The following is a 23,252-nucleotide window of genomic DNA, read 5'->3' on the forward strand; positions in this document are numbered from 1 at the left end:
ACTAAAAAGGAAAGACATGGACAAGCGATTTATTGTATTGATCGATTTTTCTGATTATTCTGATAATATGGTACGTTATGCCTACAATTGGTCCAGGCAGGCAGAAGCTAAGCTCCTGTTACTGCACCAGGTTGCTGTAGTAGCCCCTGCCATGGCCGACAGTACAACCAGGGCATCAATTGCCATGCATGCCAGGACTAGGGCATTTCAAAAGCTAAAAGCTCTTATCCATTCCAACGTTCCTGACAACGAGGAGGTGCAATTATCAGTGGTGGAAACAGATTTAAAGTACACTTTGGCAAAACTTGTGGCTGAGCCATATGACCAGTTGATATTCCTAAGTCTTAAAGGTACAGGTCTCCTGAAGCAGCTGTTTATGGGTAGTGTTGCCATTGATGTTATTGAAAATGCAAATGCCCTTGTGGCCGCAATACCAAAAAATATACCTTACTTTTCTCCCAGAAAGCTATTCATCGCCGTTAGCGATAAGCATCCTCTGAATATTTCAGCTTTAGAAAAATTAATGCAGTTTATCCCTGGTCACGTCGATATGATCATTTTCTTTCATTTAGCTAAGGGCAACGAAGACACAGCCAGTGTAGCGGAAGAACTGGAAAAGCTTAGCTGGCGGTTTAGCGCAATTTGCCCAACACAACATGCTATTTATCACGATAAAAATGCTTTTGAAGACATGCGAGCCATGGTTTTAAACAAAAATGAAGAACTGTTAGTTTTACAGAAGGGCTCTAGGCTGTTTGTTGATCAGCTTTTTAGGAAGTTTCTGGTAAATGAACTGGTTTATCAGGGTGAAATACCCTTGCTGGTACTGCCCTGAAAGCAACTGAGTAAAATTGTAGAGCTTCCAAGTATGAATAACGCTAGCCGTTCAAGACTCGCTGAACATTTTCAAGTTCTTTCTCATGTTCCATCAACACCATAAGCTTGTCTCCTGCTTCCAGTACTGTTGAGCCATTTGGAGTAATAAATTTCCCCTGCCGATCAATCAAAACCACCAGCGAAACTTTAGGAAGGTGCAACTGAAGCAGCGATTTGCCAGCGGCAGGACTGCCATCTGCAAGTTTTATTTCTACAAGCGTGCTCATAGTATCGTAGCCCATGTCTTCACCCAGCCGGATGCGTCGCAGGCTTTCGCTTTTTTGGTCTAAATTCAGCCATTTAGCTACCAGGCTCAGAGTAGTCCCCTGTAGCATAACGGAGGTTAGAACAATAAAGAAAACGATGTTAAAAATCATATCTGATCTTTCTACACCTGCCAGCAAGGGATAAGTTGCAAAAACAATCGGCACAGCACCTCTGAGTCCTACCCAAGACACATAAAGCTTTTCCTGAAGTGTAGTGCGGAAGAACGACAGGCCGATAAAGACGCTCAGCGGGCGTGCAACAAAAATCAGGAACAGAGAGATGAGTATGCCAATACCTATAACCGGTAAAATTTGAGAAGGGAAAACCAGCAGGCCTAGCGTTAAGAACATCAGGATTTGCATGAGCCAGGCCAGGCCATCGTAGAATCGTGTAAGGCTTCCTTTATGAAGGTATCGGCTGTTGCCCAAGATAACTGCAGCAATGTATATAGCTAAAAAGCCGTTGCCGCCAATCACATTAGTGAAGGCATAGGTGAAGAAAACCATTGCCAGGGTCATGGCTGGATATAGCCCCTCCTGCTCCAGCCGGATACGGTTAATGGTTAAGGTCATAAACCTGCCCATTAGCAAACCTATCAAAGCTCCCAGCACCATCTGTATGAAAAACATCGGAACCAACTGCCAAATGCTAGCTCCTGGGTTGGCGATAAGAAATGTAAAACTAACCGTTAAGAAATAAGCCATTGGGTCGTTGCTGCCCGACTCTAATTCTAAGGTGGGGCGAAGGTTGTTTTTAAGGCCGATGTTTTTTGAACGAAGAATGGAAAAAACGGCAGCAGCATCGGTAGAGGAAACAATGGCTCCGAGTAAAAGCCCTTCCAGTAAACTGAAATTCAGAAACCAGTATGCAAACAGTCCTACCAGTATAGCGGTAATAAACACCCCAAACGTAGATAGCATTACACCACGCCATAGAACAGGTCGTGTACTTTCCCAGCGGGTATCCAAACCACCTGAAAAAAGGATAATAGTAAGGGCAATGGTGCCCAGAGATTGCGCTGACTGAGAGTCGTTAAAGTAAATTCCTCCTATTCCCTCGGAACCGGCCAGTATACCGACGCCTAAAAACAACACAAGCGCTGGAATGCCAAATTTCCCTAAGCTTCTGCTGATAATAATGCTAACCATCAACAGGATAGAGGAGGCGAGCAAAATGTCTTCCGTAGAAAATGCTGTCATATAGCTTTTAAGCCTAGTTAATGAGCAAAAAGCGGAGTAGCCCTGTCTTTTTTACAAGATAATCATTTTTGCTGTAGTACGGTCTTTCAGCCAAACGGGGCATACATTTCAAATGGGAAATAATAATTTCCTAAACATTCAGCTTGCATGTGGCTTTAAAAAAATATAGGGTGCTGGTATCTTTGCTTTGGTTTATAAACTGTATTTTTGCAGCATGAATAGCCCTTTAAAATCTGCTGTGCTGCTCCTTTTCGCTTTGATGCTCGCCTTTGCGGGTATTGGAGAAGGAATGGGCATGCCTGCAACACCGGCTGCGTCTTTGGCTTTAGAGCAGGAAGAAGGGCATCCGCATGTTTTTCAGGGGGAGCAAACAAAATCGCAGTTGCTGCACAAGTCCGGTTGGGACTATGTCAGCACGGGAGACAATTTGCCTGTACCTGTCTCTAAAGGACATTCAAATTATCTTTTAAACCTTTCGCATGCACTTGAGCACACGATGCAGTGCCAGGCAATGCAGTATTTGTTTCAATCGAAACGGTTCAGCCTCAGCCTGTCGGGCAGCGATATCATTTTTCCTTTCCATTATTTCTGGTAAATGCTTTGTGCAACCTGCTGCCTTCGCAGGTAAATTCATTTTCATTTCAGGCATGTTCATGGTCTGGCTGCACGCTTAGGCTGCTGGCCTTAAAATATTGCGTCAGGTCTTAAAATTTGTAATGGCTTTACCGGGGCAGTAAAAGCAGGGCACTGCCTTCTGGCAGCATCCTGCGCTTCACAATCAATACAAAGAAATTTCAATTCAATAGTCATGCAGTTCAAGGGTTGGTTTCAGCACCTGGTGCCATGGCGTTTTTTTAAAGATTTACTCAGTTTAACAATGGATTCAGGAACAATTATAATAGGCACCCTATGCCTGGCATTGATCATCGTGCCAGTTTTTTATATGCAGCTGGCGCAGAAAAAGAAAGCCAGAAAGCTGCTGAACGATTTACTCTTGCAGGCAGAAAAACAACAACTCAGAATTACAGAATATGACTTCTGGAGCCCTTCTTATGCCATAGGCCTGGATAAAGAGAAGAAGCAACTGCTTTATACACACAAAAGCGAAAATCAGGATCAGGTAATATTCGTAGACCTAAGGGAGGTGAGGCAGTGCAGTGTAGAGAAAATCAGCCGGGATTCGGGCGATAGCAAAATTATTGAAAGCGTTAAACTGGTCTTTTCTCCTGTAAGCCCAAAGCAGCCGGATAAAGCCCTGCCGTTCTATAGCCTCGAAGAAAGTATGATCTTCGGTGAAGAGCTGAAACTGGCAGAGAAATGGAAAGCTGTTATCAGTTCTTTGCTATAGCATCAGCACGATTTCAGGAAGGCACAGGGTACTATATACCTTGTGCCTTTTTTGTTTGTAGGTAAAGCATGGGTAAGTGTTTTATATCCATAATCAAACTTTTACAAACACATATCCGTATGAAGCCATCGTACCCAATCGAGGTAAATACTGCCGTTTTTACAAAAAAGAGACAAGAAATTTGTTTTTGTAAAAAACAGCAACTAGTATTGTAGCATCAAGTCAATTATCCCTTACGGATGTTGATTTATACAGAAGAGTGGAGAGACAGGCTCTGTGAAACTCTAGCAACCTAACTACCGAGGTAAAGGTGCTAATTCCTGATTCCGGCAAAGTGCCGGATGAATATAAATTGATACTATTTTATGAAAAAGGGAATCAAGCAAACACACGTACATTTCGCATTATCTGTAACGACAAGGAATTTGTCGCAGCCTCTTTTTTACGCCTCAGACATGATGTCTATGCGCGGCAGCATCTTCTTTTCTACCTGCTGCTGTTGTTTATAACGATCTGACCGCTTCTTTTTTGAATTAGCCGGCAGTCAGGCCATACTAGCCTTACCTGCTTACGCATAAACTTATCTGAACAATTTTGTAAATCATTAAATAACAGCATCATGTCAAAAGAATTTCGTTTCGAAACATTACAGCTTCATGCTGGCCAGGAGGTAGACCCCACCACACAGTCACGTGCTGTGCCTATATACCAGACTACTTCCTATGTGTTTAAAAATGCAGAACACGGAGCCAATCTGTTTGCATTGAAGGAGTTTGGCAATATCTATACCCGCATAATGAACCCGACAACCGATGTGTTCGAAAAGCGCATTGCTGCTTTGGAGGGTGGGGCAGCCGCCGTTGCCGTAGCTTCGGGACAGGCCGCTCAGTTTCTGGCACTTCATAATATACTACAGGCTGGCGATAATTTTGTGTCGACCAGCTTTCTGTATGGCGGTACCTACAACCAGTTTAAAGTTTCTTTCAAGCGTTTGGGCATAGAGGCCCGTTTCGCTGCCAACGACGAGATCGAGAGCTACGAAAAGCTGATCGATGAAAACACCAAAGCCATTTATTTGGAAACGATTGGCAATCCGCGATTTAATATTCCGGATTTTGAAGCCGTAGCAGCACTGGCAAATAAATACGACCTGCCGCTGATTGTAGACAACACCTTCGGTGCCGGTGGTTACCTGTTCCGCCCCTTGGAGCATGGCGCTCATGTGGTGGTGGAATCTGCTACAAAGTGGATTGGCGGCCACGGTACCAGCATTGGCGGTGTCATTGTGGATGGAGGCAATTTTAACTGGGGCAACGGAAAGTTTCCGCAGTTTTCTGAACCGGCGGAAGGGTACCATGGGTTAAACTTTTGGGAAGTATTCGGAGCTGATGGGCCATTCGGAAACATCGCCTTTGCCATCAGGGCCAGGGTAGAAGGTTTACGCGATTTCGGACCTGCACTAAGTCCGTTTAACTCATTCCTGCTGCTGCAGGGTTTGGAAACGCTTTCGCTGCGGGTTGACAGAACCGTGCAGAATGCGCTGGAACTAGCTACCTGGCTGGAACAGCAGGAAGAGGTGGAAAGTGTGAATTATCCAGGCTTGCCCTCCAGTAAATACCATGCGCTGGCCCAGAAATACCTGAAGCGTGGTTTTGGCGGAGTGTTTTCGTTTAAGCTGAAAGGAGAGAAAGAACATGCCGAGAAATTTGTAAACAGCCTTGAACTGATCAGCCACCTGGCCAACGTAGGCGACGCAAAAACGCTGATCATTCATCCGGCCTCTACCACACACCAGCAGCTTTCGGCAGAAGAGCAGTTGGGGGCAGGAGTCGATCCAACCCTGCTGCGCGTTTCAGCAGGTATAGAACACATAGACGATATAAAAGCAGATTTTCAACAGGCTTTTGCCAAAGTTTTCGATAAACAGGCAGAAGCTGTTCTGGACTAATACAATAGAATGCCGACAAATTTAACATATCATTATAACAAAGAGTTTGTGCTGGAGTCCGGAGCTACGCTTCCGGGCTTCGTGCTCAACTATTCCACATTTGGAACCCTTAACAGTACCCGCAGTAATGTAATCTGGGTATGCCATGCACTTACAGGCAACTCCGATTTTTATGAGTGGTGGGAAGGCTTGTTCGGAGCAGGAAAAGTATATGATCCGGCCGAATGGTTTGTGATCTGTGCCAATACACTGGGTGGTTGCTATGGCTCTACCGGGCCGCTTTCTATTAACCCGGAAACGCAGCAACCTTATTACCACACCTTTCCCCAGCTTACCAATCGCGATATTGTAAATTCCTTTGATCTGCTGCGCCAGGAACTGGAGCTGGAGCAGATTCATACTTTGTTGGGCGGCTCTCTGGGTGGGCAGCAGGCGCTGGAGTGGGCTATTCAGAAGCCAGAGCTTTTTCAGCACCTGGTGCATGTGGCATCTAATGCACGCCACTCTGCCTGGGGCATCGCCTTTAACGAAACACAGCGCATGGCCATTCGCCAGGACCAGACCTGGAACACCGACACCGAGACTGCCGGACAGGAAGGATTGAAAACTGCGCGGGCCATCGCTATGCTTTCCTACAGGCATTACGTGTGCTACGAGAATACGCAGCAGGAGCCGGGCAACAGTATTACCGATAACTACAGGGCAGCCACTTACCAGGTGTACCAGGGCGAAAAGCTGGCAAAACGCTTTAACGCCTATACGTACTGGCTACTGTCTAAAGCCATGGATTCACATAATGTCGGCCGTGATCGTGGTGGTATTCAGAAAGCCTTAGCGCACCTGAAAGCCAGATGCTTGTTTATAGGCGTGGAAAGTGATGTGCTGTTCCCGATAGAAGAGCAGCGGTTTCTGCATGAACATGTGCCAGGTTCCGACTTTGCTGCAGTAAAGTCCTGCTACGGGCACGACGGATTTTTAGTAGAGACTGACCAGATATCACAAGCCATTATAAACTTTTATAAACACGAAACAGCGGCAGTACTAAACTATGAAAAGCAGATTTGCTGATAAAAAGATAGGTGTTTTCGGTTTTGGCTGTGTTGGGCAGGGCTTATACGATGTTGTAGAAGCTTGTGAAGAACTTGGCCTGGAAATCGTAAAGATATGTGTGAAAGACAGGCAAAAGCCACGTGCTTTACCTGCATCTGTTTTTACTTTCGATCCGCAGGAGCTCTTAACAGACAACCGGATTGATGTGCTTGTAGAGCTCATCAGCAATGCCGATGAGGCATATGAGCTGGTAAAACAAGCACTGCTGGCTGGTAAAACAGTTGTATCAGCAAATAAAAAGATGGTAGCCGAACACCTTCCTGAACTGGTAAAGCTGCAGCAGGAGCACGGGGGTGTTTTGCTTTACGAGGCTTCTGTGTGCGGCAGTATACCCATTATCAGGATGCTGGAGGCTTACTATGGTACGGAGCCGCTACAGGAAGTAAGCGGTATATTGAATGGCTCCTCTAATTACATTCTGCATAAGCTTGCTTCGGGAGGCCTGAGTTATGGCGAAGCGCTGGCGCAGGCGCAGGAACTGGGTTTTGCCGAAGCCGATCCTTCGCTTGACGTACAGGGAATAGATGCGCTGAACAAACTATGTATTGTAGCTGCGCACGCTTTTGGTGTTTTCGTGCATCCGAATGAGGTGCTACGATTCGGGATTCAGCATATAACAAAAGATGACATCGCACTGGCCGGGGAGGTTGGTGCCGTTATTAAATTAGTCGGGACAGCCAGATGGAGTGCGGGTGGTAAACTGGTATTACAGGTCTTGCCTACGTTTGTGCCACAGCAGCGAGAGCTGTATCATGTAAATGCAGAGTTTAACGCTGTTGAAGTAGAGCCTGCTTTTGCCGGGAAACAATTGCTGAAAGGACGAGGGGCCGGAAGCCATCCCACCGGTTCTGCGGTATGGGCCGATGTTGCCGCAGCTTTAACCGGTTATCGTTATACTTATGCTAAACTGCTGCAAAATCAGTCGCCTGCACTCGATAAAGAAGCCCCTGTAAGAATTTATGTGCGAGCCAAACTTGCTGCTCTGGTAAAACTTCCATGGTTAATCATCGAGTCGGCGCTGGAGACAGGGGAGGAGTCGATTGTGGTTGGCCAGATCAAGCAGAAAGATATGGAAGTATACCAGCCTGAACTGGAGGAGAAGGAAATATTTGTGGCTGAAATTCCTGCTGAAATCAATGTTGAGGATTTTTCCAAGATTATACCTCTTGACGTAGCTTCTGTTGTATAGGTGTTTTAAATGTAAGATATTGTAAAACAATATCTTGTGTTATATTATATAGCAATTTTGTTATTTTGTTTAAGTTAGTATAAATAGAAACAATAGAGGAAATACAGCTAAATTTTGTACTAAGTCAATATCTAGTAGTAAATCAATCGTGAAACAGTAGAAATTATAGCATTTATTGTAGCTGTTCAGAGATTATTCGCGTACAAGTATCTATCGTTTATATTTAACTTGTACTTACAATGAAGCATATATTCTCTCTCTGCTTACTGTCTGCTATGATACTTGTTAGTTTATCTTCTTGCAGGCAGGACAATGCTACTCCTATACGTAATGTCAGAATAAATCCGAAGGTTGTGAATCAGATGCAGATTGCTGATCCGGCTGCCTCCAGTAACGGGTTTGGAAACATTTACAACGGGGCTATTCTGGTAGCTTTTGATGCAAAACTATCAGGTACTGAACAAAGGGATCTGGTGGCGAGCTACGGGCAGTTTAAAGCATTAGGACAGCCAACTTTGTCGAACGGTAGTGTGGTGTATGCACTGGAGTTAAAGGAAGGCTATAACGCCGGTCAGGTAGAAGCAATTATAGCAGAACTGAAAAAGGATGTGGCTATTTCGCATGCCTCACCTTTGATTTTGGCAAGTGAGAACGGACGCACAGAACTGCGCTCTGTTTATAACGAAGTGATTGAGAAGCTATGAGTTGAGTTCAGCTTCACAAAAAAGGGTGCTACAGTAGTAGCACCCTTTTTTGTGAAAATTTACTGATTTAAATAAATAGCGATTGCTTTATCGCGCAAATTATATTGGGAGGCCATTACTTCTCCATAGGCACCAGCTGTATGAAGGGCGATCAGATCGCCACGCCTGGTTTCGGGCAGCATAACCGCTTTACCAAAACAGTCGCTCGATTCACAGATAGGGCCTACCACATCATACCGCACCTCCTCTGAAGGAGCAGCCGTAAGGTTTTCAATTTTGTGGTAAGACTGGTAAAGCGCAGGGCGGATCAACTCCGTCATGCCTGCATCCAGAATGGCAAAATTAGTGGTAATTCCTTTTTTGATGTAGAGCACTTTAGAGACCAGAGCACCGCATTGGGCTACCAGCGCTCTACCCAGCTCAAAGTGCACCTGCTGTCCGGGCCTTACTTCCAGGAACTGGTTAAACAGGCTGAAATAAGAAGCAAAATCCGGCACCGGTTGTTGCTCCGGGTGATAATAGTCTACTCCCAATCCGCCACCTACATTAAGGTGCTCGAGCCTCACATTATGAGCCTCAAACCACTCCTGGAACTCATTTACACGAGTGCACAGGTTCTTGAAAACAGTCAGGTCAGTAATCTGAGAGCCAATGTGGAAGTGAATACCGATTAGCTCGATGTGCGGCAACTGCTTTAAAAGCTCCAGCACGCTTTCCAGTTCCCAGGCGTTTATTCCGAACTTATTTTCTTCAAGACCCGTGGTAATATACTTATGCGTCTTGGCATTTACATTCGGGTTGATACGCAGCGCGATGCGGGCCTTTCTGCCTTTCTTTTCTGCCAGTTCGTTCAGGATTTCCAGTTCGTGGCTGGACTCGCAGTTGAAGCAGAAGATATCCTGCTCCAGTGCGTAGTTTATTTCAGCATCAGACTTGCCTACGCCTGCAAAAACAACATGTTCAGGTGAAAAGCCGTTTTCGATGGCGCGGCGTACTTCGTTACCGCTTACACAGTCGGCACCAAAGCCAACACCTAGAACCTCGGCCAATACGGGAGCATTTGCATTGGCTTTCATGGCATAGTGTACATGAAAGTTGTACCTGGAGGCCTCCTGCTGCGCCGCCTGTAGCGTTTGCCTGAGTAGTTCTAAATCGTATACATAAAAAGGAGTTTCATGCTGTTGTAACTCCTGTAGGTTTTCTTTAAGCATTATGCGTGCTCCTTTCAAAAATGCCGTCATTCAGTAAAGTAAGGGCATTTACTTTATCTGCAGTATTAATCAGCAGGCTGATGTTGTTTTTGCTGCCTCCGTAAGAAATCATGCGTAAAGGGATTTCTTCCAGCGATTTAAATATTTTTAGCGCAGAACCGCTTCGCTCTGAAATAAAGTCACCTACCACACAGATAATGGTTTGCTCCTGGTCAACTTCCACCTGGCCAAACTCCTTCAACTCACCTACAATTTCGTTCAGGAATTTGTTGTTGTCTATTGTTAAAGACACAGCAACCTCCGAAGTAGTAATCATGTCGATTGGTGTTTTGTAGCGTTCGAAAACCTCAAACACACTGCGCAGGAAACCATAAGCCAGTAACATACGGCCAGACTTGATTTTGATAGCCGTTATGCCGTCTTTTGCCGCCACCGCTTTAATCTTACCGCCTTCGCTATCAGCTGTGATGGTTGTTCCTTTTGCATCCGGTTGCATGGTGTTTAGCAGGCGAACAGGAATATTTTTTTGTTTGGCAGGCAATACGCTGGAAGGGTGCAGAATTTTCGCACCGAAATAAGCCAGCTCAGCAGCCTCGTCAAAAGAGAGTTCAGCAATAGGATAGGTATTCTTTACAATGCGCGGGTCGTTGTTGTGCATACCGTCTATGTCTGTCCAGATCTGGATTTCAGAAGCATCAGCTGCAGCGCCTATAAGCGAAGCAGAGTAGTCGGAACCGCCACGCTTCAGGTTGTCAATTTCTCCGAAAGCGTTGCGGCAGATGTAGCCCTGGGTAACAAACAGGTTGATGTTTGGATACTTCTCCAGTTCCGTTTGCAGATTCCGGGCAATGTAAACAGCATCCGGCTCTTCGTTTTCATCAATTTTCATGAAGTTAAGGGCAGGTAACAACACTGAAGAAATGTTGTTCTCCTCCAGGAAAAACTGGAATAAAGCAGTAGACAGCAATTCGCCCTGTGCCAGGATCGCACGCTCCTCATGAATAGTAAACAGGTCTTGTGTAAAGGCCCGGATATAGTCGAAGTGGTGCGAGAGTAATTCGTTTGCCTGTTTCTTCTTCTCGTTGGTGTTGTAGAGTTCTTCTACAACCTGTTTATATTTATCATGGAGCGCATCAATCAGCGCATTCGCGTCATCATTAAGGTTCTGGTACAGCTTTTCTGCAATTTGTACCAGCGCATTGGTTGTGCCCGACATAGCCGATAGCACCACAATGTTAGACTCTCCGTCCTGAATCAGGTCAGAAACAGCCCTCATACGCTCGGCTGACCCTACGGAGGTGCCACCGAATTTCATTATTTTCATTTAGATGAAATAGGTATAAAAAATGAATGAATTTTGGTGCGAATTTAGCAAAAAACCATTGGAAGTGCAGGCAATCTGCTAATAATGTATGCGTGTTAAATTAAAAAATATCGCTTTACTGTATTCTATTAAACGTAAAATATTTTATCCTTTACGTTTCAGATTTTTCATGCTTAAAAAGATTTGTACTTACTGCTTTACAATGCGCTGTGTAAACTGTGCACCGGCATTGGTCGCTTTTAATATATAAATACCTTTGCTAAGGCTTCCTAACCTTATCTCCAGTTCAGTTTTTTGTTCCTGAGGTTGAACAATGCAAGTGTAAACTACTTTGCCTGCAACGGAATAAACTGTAATGTTTAGAGCCTCTGTCATGGTTACAGGCAGGAACAGGATTACTTTCTCCTGAAAAGGATTTGGAGAAACTTCCATTGAAAATGTTTTCTCCAACAGTGCATGTTCTATTTTACTGAAACTGTAGCTCCCATCGAAGTCAACCTGTTTTAATCGGTAGTAAGCTAGGCCTGATAGCGGCGTGTGGTCCACATAATTATAGTCTGAAGGAGTTAAGCTTGTGCCTCTGCCTTTAACAGTGCCTATAGCCGAAAACTTGTAGCCGTCACTGCTTCGCTCAATTACAAAATGGCTGTTGTTTATTTCAGAGGCTGTGCTCCACTGTAAAAGCGGTTTACTGCTTTTCACAGACACATTAAAAACTGTAAGTTCAACTGGTAATGGCGCTACCGTTGGTGCTGTGCCGTAAAAGCACAGGGTAACAGGTACAGTTGTGGTATAGCCGTGGTTATCTGTTAAATTAACATTAAAAGTATAGGTTCCTGCTACCAGTGCAGCCGGGTTAGATACAGTTATAAGTCCGGTGGCCGGATCTATTGTAACGCCGCCTGGCAGGTACTGTCCCTGTGGTAAAACAGCCGTTTTTACTCCCGCGTCTGTATCAAAGGCTGTGGCCAGTACATCACCTGAGCTATACTTATTTACGTAATTGGGGGCCGCCAATTCGTAGAAGCCCGGGCAGTTTACCGTTACAGTAACCGATGAGGCTCTGGTTGTGCTGGTGCCACAGGCTGAAGTTACGGTCCAGGTAAAGGTGTAGGTGCCCGAACTTAAGCCCGTAGCTGTGGTTGTAGGTGAGGTTGGAGATGCAATGGTAATGTTGGCAGTCGTGTTGTTTATCCTGCCGGTTAATTCCCAGCGCCCGGAACCACCGGTTGGTGGCGTATTGCCCGTCAGGGTGAGGCTAAGGTTATGGCCGCACCTGGTCGTCCAGGAGGCTGAACTGGTGGAGAATGCTTCTCCCATTACATTAATTGTCACCTGGTTGTTCAGCCTGAATGCCTCGGTACAGGTGCTGTTGGTAGACTTTACAGCGACATAGTATTGGAAAGTGCCCGCTGTAGTTAAAGCATTGGTTGTAATGGTTTGCGATGCGCCATTTCCGGTTATAGCCGCACTCACAGGCTGATTGCTGATGTTCATCAATTGATAGGTAAAGCCGGATTGGGTGCTTCCTAAGGTAATGGTAGCCGTGCTGCCCATACAAACCGTTACATTGGCAGGTGAGACAGTCTGGTTTACTGTTGGGCTGCTGATCGTAACTGTAAAAGCAGGAGAGCCGGCAGTTGCAAAACAGCCGGTGGTTCTGTTGGTAACTCTTATGCTAAAAGTCTGTGAGGCATAAATAAGTCCGGTGGATAGGCTAATGCTTGCAGAAGTACCGGTGCCTTGTACGGCAGTGCCTACCAATACGCCTGCCGCATTTACCAACTGGTATGTATTTGCGCTGAGGGTGCCACTGAGGGTAGCAGAGAAACTGCCGGGGCAACTGGAACTGATACTTGGCTGGCTAAGAGTCAGTCCGGTGGTGGCTGGTAAAGCATTTACTGTTACAGTTCTGCTGCCATCCATCGTGGTGGTGCAGGCGGTTCCGCTGATCTTGGAAGCCACTACAGTTAAAGTTGCGTTGGCGGTAAGTGGTGCAGACGTAAGTTCTATGGCGTTGCCTGTGCCTATTACCGCAGGGCCAGAAGCAGTAGTGCCGTTCATGATCACATAGGAAACTTCAGGCTCAGAAAACGGAACAGTTATTTTTATTGTTTCTCCACTGCAAATGCTGCTGTTGCCTGTGCCGATTGAATATCTTAAGGGTGCTTTACAGGTTACGGTCACAGTAACAGGGCTGCTTGGGCAACTGGCGCTTCCGGTTCTGTATGAAGCAGTGATTCTTGCGCCGGCAAATACCTCGAATGAGGAGATACCGTTAAGTGCCCAGGTGCCACTCGTGCTGATTTCCATTTCTGGGTAGGGCGTGCCTTCTATGGCTACTGTAATATAGTTTTTTGTTGTAGCCGTACTGGCTGGCCCTGTGCCTGTGATATTTGCTTGTCCTTCTGTGACAGGGTTTATGGTAACAGTGCCGGTAGGAATGGGATTCGAGACTACTGTATTTGAAGGAGCACTGATGTGTTCTCCTGTTGCTGTAGCTCTTGCCGTTATGGATACTCCTGGCGCAATGCCTCCTCCTGATAAAGAAGACAAATCTACGTACCAGTAGCCTGTATTCGTTACTTTGCCTGTTTTACCGGTGGCAACTCCGTTGGCATAAATTTCTACGATAGTGCCCGGGTCTTCTACAGATCTGCCGGAAATAGCGGCTACTACGCCGCAGTAAGAACCAGAAATAGTAGGAGCAGAGGTGGTGGGTTGCGTTACTAAAAAGTTGGATGCGCTGGAAAGGATAGTGCTGCAACTGCTACCCGAGACACTGGAACGTACTGTCAGAAGTTTGCCAAAATCGAGGTTCAGGCTCTGAACATTCAGCGTCCAGGCTCCCGATGATCCCGATGTTGTGGTTATTCCCGAAACAGCAACACCATCCACTACTAACTGGATTGTTACACCACCCTGACTGGTGGATAAGGTACCCGAAATTGTAGCCAGTTTGTTGGATACAAAAGTAGTAGAGGCTGTAATGTTGGTGACAGCCGGAGTGCCGTCGCTATAGGTTACACCTGTTATTCTGGGTGTAATATTGTTTAGGGTAGCGTTATTGCCGCTGCCGCTGTAGCATATCTGGTTCGACCGCTGCGATTCACAATAGCCCGGAGGAGTAGTGGTAGCCGTATATAAGCCTAAGTCGTCAGATTTAGAACCAGAGTAAGTGAAGGTCCATTCAAATAAGCCTGGAGTGGCGGTGGCTGTTTGTGCATTAATTGTCTGCTGGTCAAACACAGTTGTAACTCCTCCCACAGTTTTGTAAATGGTAATCACCTGTGAGCCCTGGTAAGGAGTAGTGCCCTTAAAGCCTTTGGGGTTGCCTGTGATGGTGCCGGTAATAACCAATGGCTGTGTGCTGGTACATACTCCGCTAATAACTGTAACTCTGTTTGAAACAGGGGATGTGTTCTTGTTGCTGGGAGTAACAGTAGCGTGAATCACATCATTTACTAATAGGTTGCCTGCCACTCCGCTGGCTAAAGTCCAGGTGCCGGAGCTACTTACTGTTGTGGTGCCTAAGGTGATGGTGGTAGTGGAAGTAACGCCATTCAAAGTGGTGGTACGGGTTCTGTAAACTGTAATTACTGAACCTGGTGCCTCAATAGAAGTACCTGTGATATTGATAGCTCGTTCGTAAATAGGGCTGTTGACAACAGGGGCAACGGCCGAAACTTTTCCAAACTGACCTGTTTGTATATCGGTTAGGGAAGTAGGAGGGAAGGCATTAATCACATCTGTCCAGGCTTTGATCGGATCAAAACCGTACTCCCGGAAGTTTACACCGCCAACGTCGGCCACTGTACCAGATAAGCCGCTTTGTGCACTGGTAATGGTTATGCCCGACATGCGTAGAGGAGTAGAAGCTGTAATGCCTCCGCCAAAGGCAGTTAAAGGTACATAAAAGTCATAGAAGAAGTCAGCATTGCCACCGCCAGTGGAAGCAGCTACTGCCTTTTGTGAAAACTGGTCAACAGAGCCACTGAAAATCTTCAGCGAACCGGTTGCGCTATGCCTGTAAACAGCGACATCGAAATTAAGCGCCAGCACCACTTCATACTCAAAACCAGGATTCGGAGATGCACCGTTAAACTGTCCGTCTATATCAATAAGCACCGAATAACCTTTGGAGGAGGTAGACTGGCTGCCGAGGCGGAAGCGAAAAAGCATGTTTCTGCCATCAAAGAAAGAGGCAACCGGTGAGCCGTTGTGGTTGGTGTATTCTGGTGGTGCAAAATCTGTGTGCCCGCCTGTTGAGCCTGTTGTCAGGTCACCGAGCGTTTCAATTCCCATTGCCGGGAAGGGGCGGTAATCAATCTCGCTGTAAGCGGCACCCTCGTCATTCTTTCCCGGAAATCCGGCCGTCGTTTTAGACACATAGCCATTGCCGTCAGGATCAAGCACTGCCTGCCCGCCGTTAGTTGCCGGTTTGGTAATTAAGCCGGGAGTTTGTGCAAGTACGAATCCCGGCAGAAAGAAAAGAAAGACTAAATAAAGTCTTCTAAGCGTAAAGCGTGTTTTCATGTAGGTGGCGAAAAAGAGCTGCTAGTCATTTAGCATGAGATGATAAGCTCTCATGTGTGATGCCACACGTGCTGTACTGCACTACAGAAATATTACTTCGTTGCATTATTTTGCCTTAACCAACCTTTAATGTCTTTGTGCAAAATAATATAATAATACTCTGTTTAGTTCCTTCTGATGATGTGTTTTATCACAATAACAGGACAATGATAGTGAAAAAAATCGTGTTTTAAAAGAGTTGGACAGCCTGAAATAGAATAAAATCTCTAAAATTGGTGTTTAAACAAGGGTTAGATTGTTTTATTTTTATAATTATTGACATCAAGAATGATGCAGAATTAGAAAGGTAATATGAATTTTAGAAGTTTTCCTAAAAATGGAAAATTAAATGATAGTGGGAAAGTGTAATTAGTTGGAAGATGAAGGCTGTAATAGCTAGAAATAGCTGTGTAAATTAAAATGCTTGAAGGGTGATTTTGATCTGTTTTAGCAGACATTATAAAAGACTTCGTATAAGTTAAAAATGTAGCTCTATATACTAAAGTGGCTTTGGGAGAGGGTGGTGAAGAAGCTTACTGGTGAATTGTCAGCGTAAAAATCCAATGCTCCTTTTTATTGCCGGCGCTTAACGCTTTGTATTGTACTGGAACAGCAGGCTTTGGAGCATTTGTAAAAATAGAACCGGGGCTATTGCTATGGCCTGCAACCATAGGTTGTTTGAATTCCGCCTCAAGTTTATGAAGCCACAGCAGCGAAAGCATAATGAAAGAAAACAAAAAATACCGGGCCTGAAACAATGCCTTTTTCATATTATGGGGCGCATCCTATATAGCAAAAGGTATTTACCCAATAAGGTGCCAAAAAGAGTTTCTTGCATTAAATCCATAAATAAGGTATTTTTTAGATTTTCTAAGTGAAATTAAGTTCAGAAAATGGAAAAGCTTTCCATAAATGAGACTTAGAAGCAGGCTAAATTTTACGCAGGATCACAGAAGCTGCATTGCCTCCAAAGCCAGCAGCATTTACCATAATGCGAACAAAATTTGTATTTAAGCTAGGTACTTTAGTTTCGAGGTAAGACGGGAAAAGTACTTTTTGTTGAGCAAAAAGGTATAAAGCATACTCCAGGCTTAGAGCGCCGGAAGCTCCCAAAGAGTGCCCAATCATCCATTTGTTTGATGTTATGACAGGGATATTTTTTTTAAAAGTGTGTTCAATGGCAGTAAGCTCAGCCAGGTCTCCTGCCTGTGTGCCGGGGGTGTGGCTGATAAGAAGGTCTGTGTTTTTGTCGGTTGCCGGTAATTGTTGCAGTGCCTTTTGCATAGACATCTGAAAGTTTATTCCCTCTTTTGAGATACCGGTTTTGCTGTTAAGCTTCTCGAACCCGAAGCCGATGGCTTCAACAATAACATCGCCCTTTTTTAACAGATGAGCGGGTATGCTTTCGAGGGCGAACACGGCTGCGCCTTCTCCCAACACAAATGTGCTGTTCCCGTTCTGAGCGTATGGCCGGCAAGGATAGTCAGCGGCCGATAGTCTGGAATAGATGCCGATAGCTTTCATCTGGGCAATGGTAAAGGCTGTTAAAGGAGCTTCGGCACCACCGGCTAGAAAGCGCTTTGCCATACCTGCTTTTAGCCAGGCCAAACCGTTTGCCAGTGCCATAAGAGCAGTGCTGCAGGTAATAGAATGGCTTATTTGTGCGCCGCCTGCGTTAACAGCCTGTGCTACCCAACTGGAAATATTGCCCAGGGTGGTGGTAGGGGAGGCGCTGGACGAAAGTTCACTTTTCTGAAAAGCCTCGTAATGCTGTTCGAATAATCCTGTTGCGCCCCTGGAAGAGCCTATATTGACAGCCAGCTCTTCATCTGATACATTATCGCTAGCTACCCATCCTGCTTGCGCAGCAGCTTCTTGTGCAGCGTAAACAGCCATCAGAACCGATCTGTCCAGCGCTTTATAGTTCCGGTTCGTCTGAACCAGTGCCTGTATTTTTTGGTCCGCTTCCGGTGGAAGTGCTGCCACAGGTGTTGGCTGCCCCTGGTGCTGTATTGTTGTAAAAGCGGGAATTCCCTTCGTATAAGCCTGAGAAGTGGTAGCGGCATCAGCACCTAAAGGGGAGATGGCGCCATATCCTTTTATCACAATTACCTGTTCGTCCTTATTCAAAGCTTCACTTAGTTTTAAGCCTCGGAACTACATCCGGAACAGCAAAATTAGGTATTATCGGTTTGAATCCCGAACCTCCCGGGGAGATTCTTCTGAAAGTAATCAGAAGTGAATACAGCACAAAGCTTTAAACTGTAAGAATAATTTAAGCCTGGTTGTCGGAAATTAACCGATGCATTCCTACTATTGTCTGGTATACCTGCTCCAGCTGTTCGTTGGTAATGCAGTAAGGCGGTATCATATAGATGATATTTCCCAACGGCCTGAGTATAACTCCCTGCGCCAGGGCGTAATTGTAAAAAGTGTCGCGCAGATTACTGAAATAGGAGGTGCCGCTTTCGCTCTCGAATTCAATGGCCAGGATAGTACCTTGCTGGCGTATCTCTTTTATGTTGGAAAAACCCCTGATACGTGCCGTAAACTCCTGGTGCTTCTGGGCAATGCGAATTAGGTGCTGTTGCGTTTCCTCTGACAGCAGGAGATCCATGCTGGCAAGGCCTGCCGCACAGGCAACGGGATTGGCAGTATAGCTGTGCCCGTGGAAAAATGTTTTGCTCTTGTCGTCGTGCAGAAAGGCAGTGTATATTTCTTCGGTGCAGGATGTAACGCCTAAAGCCATTGTGCCGCCTGTCAGGCCTTTGGAGAGAGTAACCATATCGGGCTGGTGCTGCAGGTAGTGGCAGGCAAAGTTACGCCCTGTCCGGCCAAAGCCTGTCATTACTTCATCGGCAATAGTAAGAATGTGGTGGCGCTTGCAGATTTCCAGGAGCTTGTCCAGCGCTGCCGGCTGGTACATTACCATGCCTGCGGTACCTAATACCAGCGGCTCAAAAATAAAGGCTGCTGTATCGGTGCCAGAAGCGGCATAAGCTTCCAGTTGCGCAATGGTTTCTTCTTCCTGGCCAGGAACAGGCACATCTATAAAATCAACCTCAAATAAGTAAGACCAGAAAGGAGCCGTAAAAGTGCTGCGGCTGCTCACCGCCATCGCTCCAAACGTATCGCCGTGGTAGCTGTCGCGGAAGGCAAGTATGCGCCTTTTGGGAGTGCCTTTATTTTCCCAATACTGGATCGCCATTTTAAGAGCCACTTCAACGGCTGTAGAGCCATTATCCGAGTAAAAGATGCGGCGCTGGCCCTGTGGAAGAATCCCGATAAGGCGTTCGGCAAGGGTAACGGCTGCAGGATGTGTAAAACCTGCAAAGATAACGTGCTCCAAGGTTTGCAGCTGTTCCGCAACTTTTTGGGCAATATATGGATGCGCATGCCCATGCAGGTTCACCCACCACGACGATACCGCATCAACATAGGTTTTACCGTCTTCGGAGAATAACAAAGCGCCTTCGCCACGCACAATGGGAATAGGTAAGGGCGCTGTCTTCATCTGCGTGTACGGGTGCCAGATAACGTTATGATCGCGTTGGGAGAGGTTCATAAGGAGAAAATTTTATGCGACACACGTAGCACGTATCAAGTAGTACGACAATTGCAAAGAATCCTGTTCATGCCCTTCCTCAGCGTTAGAATAAAACATTTACTGTTAAAGAAAAACTTTACAATGTAAGGAGGCAAAACTGGTTTAATAAAATATAAGTGCCTTCTTTTCGAAATGTCTGATTTCTTAGTTTGAGAAGAGAATGTGCATTCTGTCGTGATACGTGTATCGTGATACGATATTTAATTTTACAAAAATCCTTTAAACTGCTCAGCGTACTCGGCTACGGTGTCTTTGCAGAAATCTGCTTCCTGTCGGATAGACGGTAAACGACGCAAGCCGGTATATTTAATGATAAAGTCTTCTGAAGTCGTGTTTTCTTCGCCGTTAAAGATGATGCCGGCTACCGGAATTTTACGGTAGCGTAAAACCTCTGCTGTGAGCAATGTATGGTTAATGCTACCCAGGTAGTTCCTGGAAACTAGCACCACTTCCAGCCCCAGTTGCTGTACCAGGTCTATCACAAGTGAGCGTTTGTTTAAAGGCACCATTAAACCACCTGCACCCTCTACAATAAGGTTGTTTTGAGTTTCAGGAAGTTTCAGGCCTTTCATGTCGATCTCTATGCCTTCTGCTGCTGCAGCACGGTGCGGCGAAGCCGCCATTTTAAGGCGGTAAGCTTCCGGGAAAAAAAACGATTTCTCGTTCGAAACCAGACTCTTAACGGTGTCTGTGTCGGTGAAGTCCAGGCCACCTGCCTGCACAGGTTTCCAGTAGTCGGCCTGCAGGGCTTCGGTTAGTATGGCTGCGGCAACTGTTTTGCCAACGTCCGTTCCGATTCCTGTTACAAAGTATTGTTTCATGTACCTTTCGCAATGGCCTTCTCGAGACCAGTAATTTGTTCTTCTGTATTAAATGCGTGCACGATCAGGCGGAGTCGTTCTTTCCCCGGGGGGACAGTCGGGCTCATCACCGGCCGCACGTCAAAACCTTGTTGTTGCAGAGTATTGGCCAGGGGTTTAAGCTGGGCAGCCTCTTCTAAAAAGACAGAAAGTATAACACTGTCTGCCGGGGTGCAGCAAATGCCGCTAAGTTTGTTTAGTTTCAGGTACAATTGTTTCGCTAAAGCCTTTACTTTTTCACGCGCTGGTGTAAGTTCAGGCAGTAAGGTATAGGCACACTTCAGTGCCAGCAGGGCATGCGTTGGCAGGCCGGTTGTATAAATAAAAGCCCGGCTGTAGTTAATCAGGTAATCCCGTAGCACCTGAGAACCGACCACGGCTGCTCCGTGGCCACCCAACGCTTTGCCATAGGTAAGTACCCTGGCGAAAACCTGTTCTTCGAGGCCCAGTTCAACTGTAAGCCCTTCGCCTTTAGCTCCGTAAAGGCCAACGGTATGGGCTTCGTCCACTATCAGTGCTGCGTCCTGCTCCCGGCACAGTTCCGACAGTTCCTTTAGCGGAGCCTGGTCACCATCCATGGAGTAAACTGATTCCACTAGCACGTATACCTGTCCTGTGGCGTGTTTCAGTTTCTGCCTCAGGTCTGCCACATCGTTATGGCGGAAAGCATATGTTTTAGCAAAGCTCAGCCGTAGCCCGTCTTTCATGGAGGCATGGCTGGCCTCGTCGTAAAAAACAGTGTCGCCCCGCTGTGGCAGCGCCGATAAAAGCCCTACGTTAGCAGTATAGCCGGAATTAAAAAGCAGAGCCGCCTCTGCTTTATGGTAGGCAGCAATGGTCGCTTCTAATTCTTCAAACAAAAGATGGTTGCCTGACAAGAGCCTGGAGCCGGTAGCTCCCATTGGCAGGTACCTGTACTTTTCTTCCTCCTCTTTAATCAGCGCCCGCAGCTTTTCGGAGCGGGCCAGGCCGAGGTAATCGTTCGAGCAAAAGTCGACAAGGCCGGTAGTAGTTTTCAGATGGCGCAGGTTTCCCTGTGCCTCCCGCTCCGCCAGCTTTTGCTGCAGCTTATTTAAAATGCTAGACATTAGATTTTAGACTTTCTCACAGATGTACAAGTATAATTGTCTAACATCTAATATTCAGTGTCTAATATCTACCCAACCACAGGTTGGGGCTGGGCTTCCTCTTTAAATGATTTTCTAGGCTGTAAGCCCAGTAGCTCAAACATGGCTTTGTCCTGGTCAAAATCAGGGTTTGGTGTAGTTAAAAGCTTTTCTCCTGTAAAAATAGAGTTTGCACCTGCCAGAAAACAAAGCGCCTGCTCTGTAATACTCATCTGCTCACGACCGGCCGAAAGGCGCACCATCGTTTTAGGCATCAGGATACGGGCAGTGGCGATCATACGTACCATTTCCCAAACCGATACCCTTGGCTGGTTTTCAAGTGGAGTTCCTTTTACCGGAACCAGGGCATTTACCGGTACCGACTCCGGGTGCTGTACCAGGGTAGATAAGGTGTACAGCATGCCAATCCGGTCTTCGTCTGTCTCACCTAATCCGATAATTCCACCTGAACATACAGATATACCTGCATTGCGCACATGATCAATGGTTTCTAAGCGGTCGTCGTAAGTGCGGGTGGTGATGATTTTATCGTAATGCTCTTCGGATGTATCGAGGTTGTGGTTATAAGCATAAAGCCCTGCCTCTTTCAGTTTCTGTGCCTGGTACTCATTTACCATTCCCAAAGTACAGCATACTTCCAGCCCCAGGTTGTTCACACCTTTTACCATGTCCAGTACCCGGTCGAAATCGCGGTTATCGCGTACTTCGCGCCAGGCTGCTCCCATACAAAAACGGGTAGAACCGCCTTCTTTGGCTCGTTTGGCAGAAGCAAGCACCTGCTCCTGGCTCAGAAGTTTATGTACATCTACGCCGGTATGAAAACGTGCTGCCTGCGGGCAGTAAGCACAGTCTTCCGGGCAACCGCCTGTCTTTACAGATAGCAGCGTACATACCTGCACCTCACCTGTCGCCTGATACTGCTTATGCACCTGTGCTGCCTCTACAATCAGCTCCAGTACAGGTTTAAAATAGATTGCCTTTGTTTCTTCTAAAGTCCAGTCGTTGCGAATTTCTGTATTTAGTCCGTTTTGCATGATAGTGCCCTTATTTGGATTACGAAGGTAATTTGAAGATTTAGGAATAAAAAATCAAACCTATGGGTAGCTTCGGTGGATAAATAGTTAAGTACTTCAGCTATTGTATGTTTTCTGTGGAAAAATTCTTTTGTGAATTTGTTTAAAAGCGGAGCCCGCAAACTTTGCCATGAATTTTCCTGATCATGAAAACTTGCATAATAGCCGTGCAGCGACAGCCGGTTGCTGGAGGCAATTTTCTGTATTTGTTCCCGATGATTAGCCGTAAAGGATTTTGTGTAGGAAACATGGCCAAGCCAGTTTTGATCAGGCAGAAATGTTGTGTGGGTGCAGAGCAGGAATAAAATATATGACGTAGGTCATTTTGAATTCTTTGCTTCTGTCTTACTTTTGTGGCTTCGGTTTTTTATGAAGAATTTAATTACGATATCACTGCTGGTAGTAATGCTGTTACAGGTGTTCAGCAAAGTGTTTATTGTAGTTGATTATGAAGCTAACCGAGCCTACATAACAGAAATGTTCTGTATCAATAAAGATAAGCCGGAGCTTTCCTGCGAGGGAAGCTGTTACCTGAAAAAGAAACTCCGGCATGCCGATGAGGCCGATGATCATGCAGCAGAGCATTCCCAGAAACAAGCCTTTCAGGTGACGTTATATTACCAGCCTCTTTTTCAACTGAACCCTTACTTAGCGGAGTCCGTTCAGCTGTTTGGTTCAGCGTATAAGGCTGCACGTGCCGATAAAAGACCCGGATCTGTTTTCCGCCCGCCACAATTTACAGTTTAACTTTCTTTAAGCTCCGCTATGCGAAGCCTTTTCCTTTGTTTTCCTGTTTATGCACTTGCTGTGCAAACTGGGAAAGCATGTCTTTCC

17 protein-coding genes and 1 riboswitch are annotated in these 23,252 nt (G+C 46.0%); of the genes, 8 read left to right on the top strand and 9 right to left on the bottom strand.

Features of this window, described 5'->3' with window-relative positions; genetic code table 11:
* Positions 1 to 16: 16 nt before the first annotated feature.
* Positions 17 to 835, top strand: a complete 819-nt coding sequence (locus C1N53_RS02910; RefSeq protein ID WP_137757899.1) for a universal stress protein — start codon at positions 17 to 19, stop codon at positions 833 to 835.
* Positions 836 to 878: 43 nt separating this feature from the next.
* On the opposite strand, the gene C1N53_RS02915 is transcribed toward C1N53_RS02910, so the two are convergent.
* Entirely contained in the window at positions 879 to 2,342 is a 1,464-nt protein-coding gene (locus tag C1N53_RS02915; RefSeq protein WP_137757900.1) for a potassium/proton antiporter, read from the bottom strand.
* Between the two features lie 214 nt (positions 2,343 to 2,556).
* On the opposite strand from C1N53_RS02915, the gene C1N53_RS02920 reads away from it, so the two are divergent.
* The 6 genes from C1N53_RS02920 to C1N53_RS02945 all read left to right on the top strand — a co-directional run bounded on the left by C1N53_RS02920 (position 2,557) and on the right by C1N53_RS02945 (position 8,641).
* On the top strand, positions 2,557 to 2,937 hold the full coding sequence (locus tag C1N53_RS02920; RefSeq protein WP_137757901.1) for a hypothetical protein: 381 nt from the start codon (positions 2,557 to 2,559) through the stop codon (positions 2,935 to 2,937).
* A 282-nt stretch (positions 2,938 to 3,219) separates the two neighbouring features.
* Positions 3,220 to 3,690, top strand: coding sequence for a hypothetical protein (locus C1N53_RS02925; protein WP_137757902.1), 471 nt, complete (start codon positions 3,220 to 3,222; stop codon positions 3,688 to 3,690).
* Between the two features lie 244 nt (positions 3,691 to 3,934).
* Positions 3,935 to 4,044, top strand: a riboswitch (SAM riboswitch).
* Positions 4,045 to 4,309: 265 nt separating this feature from the next.
* Entirely contained in the window at positions 4,310 to 5,638 is a 1,329-nt protein-coding gene (locus C1N53_RS02930) for an O-acetylhomoserine aminocarboxypropyltransferase/cysteine synthase family protein (protein WP_137757903.1), read from the top strand.
* Positions 5,639 to 5,647: 9 nt separating this feature from the next.
* Positions 5,648 to 6,706: a homoserine O-acetyltransferase gene (gene metX, locus C1N53_RS02935; protein WP_137757904.1), complete on the top strand. Its 1,059-nt coding sequence runs from the start codon at positions 5,648 to 5,650 to the stop codon at positions 6,704 to 6,706.
* Positions 6,687 to 7,937: a homoserine dehydrogenase gene (locus C1N53_RS02940; protein ID WP_137757905.1), complete on the top strand. Its 1,251-nt coding sequence runs from the start codon at positions 6,687 to 6,689 to the stop codon at positions 7,935 to 7,937. The genes metX and C1N53_RS02940 overlap by 20 nt, the downstream gene beginning before the upstream one ends.
* A 275-nt stretch (positions 7,938 to 8,212) precedes the next feature.
* The gene (locus C1N53_RS02945; protein WP_137757906.1) at positions 8,213 to 8,641 is read left to right on the top strand and encodes a hypothetical protein; all 429 of its coding nucleotides are present in this window, start codon (positions 8,213 to 8,215) and stop codon (positions 8,639 to 8,641) included.
* 59 nt (positions 8,642 to 8,700) lie between these two features.
* Here C1N53_RS02945 and lysA read toward each other — a convergent pair whose 3' ends face one another.
* The 8 genes from lysA to bioB all read right to left on the bottom strand — a co-directional run bounded on the left by lysA (position 8,701) and on the right by bioB (position 22,379).
* Positions 8,701 to 9,852 carry a diaminopimelate decarboxylase gene (gene lysA, locus C1N53_RS02950; protein ID WP_137757907.1) on the bottom strand — a complete coding sequence of 384 codons (1,152 nt, stop codon included), beginning with the start codon at positions 9,850 to 9,852 and terminating at the stop codon, positions 8,701 to 8,703.
* Positions 9,845 to 11,176: an aspartate kinase gene (locus C1N53_RS02955; protein ID WP_137757908.1), complete on the bottom strand. Its 1,332-nt coding sequence runs from the start codon at positions 11,174 to 11,176 to the stop codon at positions 9,845 to 9,847. Before C1N53_RS02955 ends, lysA begins: the two co-directional genes overlap by 8 nt.
* Before the next feature lie 189 nt (positions 11,177 to 11,365).
* Positions 11,366 to 15,712 carry a T9SS type A sorting domain-containing protein gene (locus C1N53_RS02960; RefSeq protein WP_137757909.1) on the bottom strand — a complete coding sequence of 1,449 codons (4,347 nt, stop codon included), beginning with the start codon at positions 15,710 to 15,712 and terminating at the stop codon, positions 11,366 to 11,368.
* Between the two features lie 969 nt (positions 15,713 to 16,681).
* Complete coding sequence (locus C1N53_RS02965) at positions 16,682 to 17,881, bottom strand: beta-ketoacyl synthase N-terminal-like domain-containing protein (protein ID WP_137757910.1); 1,200 nt, start codon at positions 17,879 to 17,881, stop codon at positions 16,682 to 16,684.
* A 145-nt stretch (positions 17,882 to 18,026) separates the two neighbouring features.
* Positions 18,027 to 19,316: an adenosylmethionine--8-amino-7-oxononanoate transaminase gene (bioA, locus tag C1N53_RS02970; protein WP_137757911.1), complete on the bottom strand. Its 1,290-nt coding sequence runs from the start codon at positions 19,314 to 19,316 to the stop codon at positions 18,027 to 18,029.
* Positions 19,317 to 19,564: 248 nt separating this feature from the next.
* On the bottom strand, positions 19,565 to 20,179 hold the full coding sequence (bioD, locus tag C1N53_RS02975) for a dethiobiotin synthase (RefSeq protein ID WP_137757912.1): 615 nt from the start codon (positions 20,177 to 20,179) through the stop codon (positions 19,565 to 19,567).
* Complete coding sequence (locus C1N53_RS02980) at positions 20,176 to 21,306, bottom strand: 8-amino-7-oxononanoate synthase (RefSeq protein WP_137757913.1); 1,131 nt, start codon at positions 21,304 to 21,306, stop codon at positions 20,176 to 20,178. Before C1N53_RS02980 ends, bioD begins: the two co-directional genes overlap by 4 nt.
* Before the next feature lie 68 nt (positions 21,307 to 21,374).
* Positions 21,375 to 22,379: a biotin synthase BioB gene (gene bioB, locus C1N53_RS02985; RefSeq protein ID WP_137757914.1), complete on the bottom strand. Its 1,005-nt coding sequence runs from the start codon at positions 22,377 to 22,379 to the stop codon at positions 21,375 to 21,377.
* Between the two features lie 408 nt (positions 22,380 to 22,787).
* On the opposite strand from bioB, the gene C1N53_RS02990 reads away from it, so the two are divergent.
* Positions 22,788 to 23,165 (top strand): hypothetical protein, encoded by a 378-nt coding sequence (locus tag C1N53_RS02990; RefSeq protein WP_137757915.1) that lies wholly within the window; start codon positions 22,788 to 22,790, stop codon positions 23,163 to 23,165.
* Positions 23,166 to 23,252 lie beyond the last annotated feature (87 nt).

This window comes from Pontibacter sp. SGAir0037 (assembly GCF_005491705.1).
GTDB lineage: Bacteria > Bacteroidota > Bacteroidia > Cytophagales > Hymenobacteraceae > Pontibacter.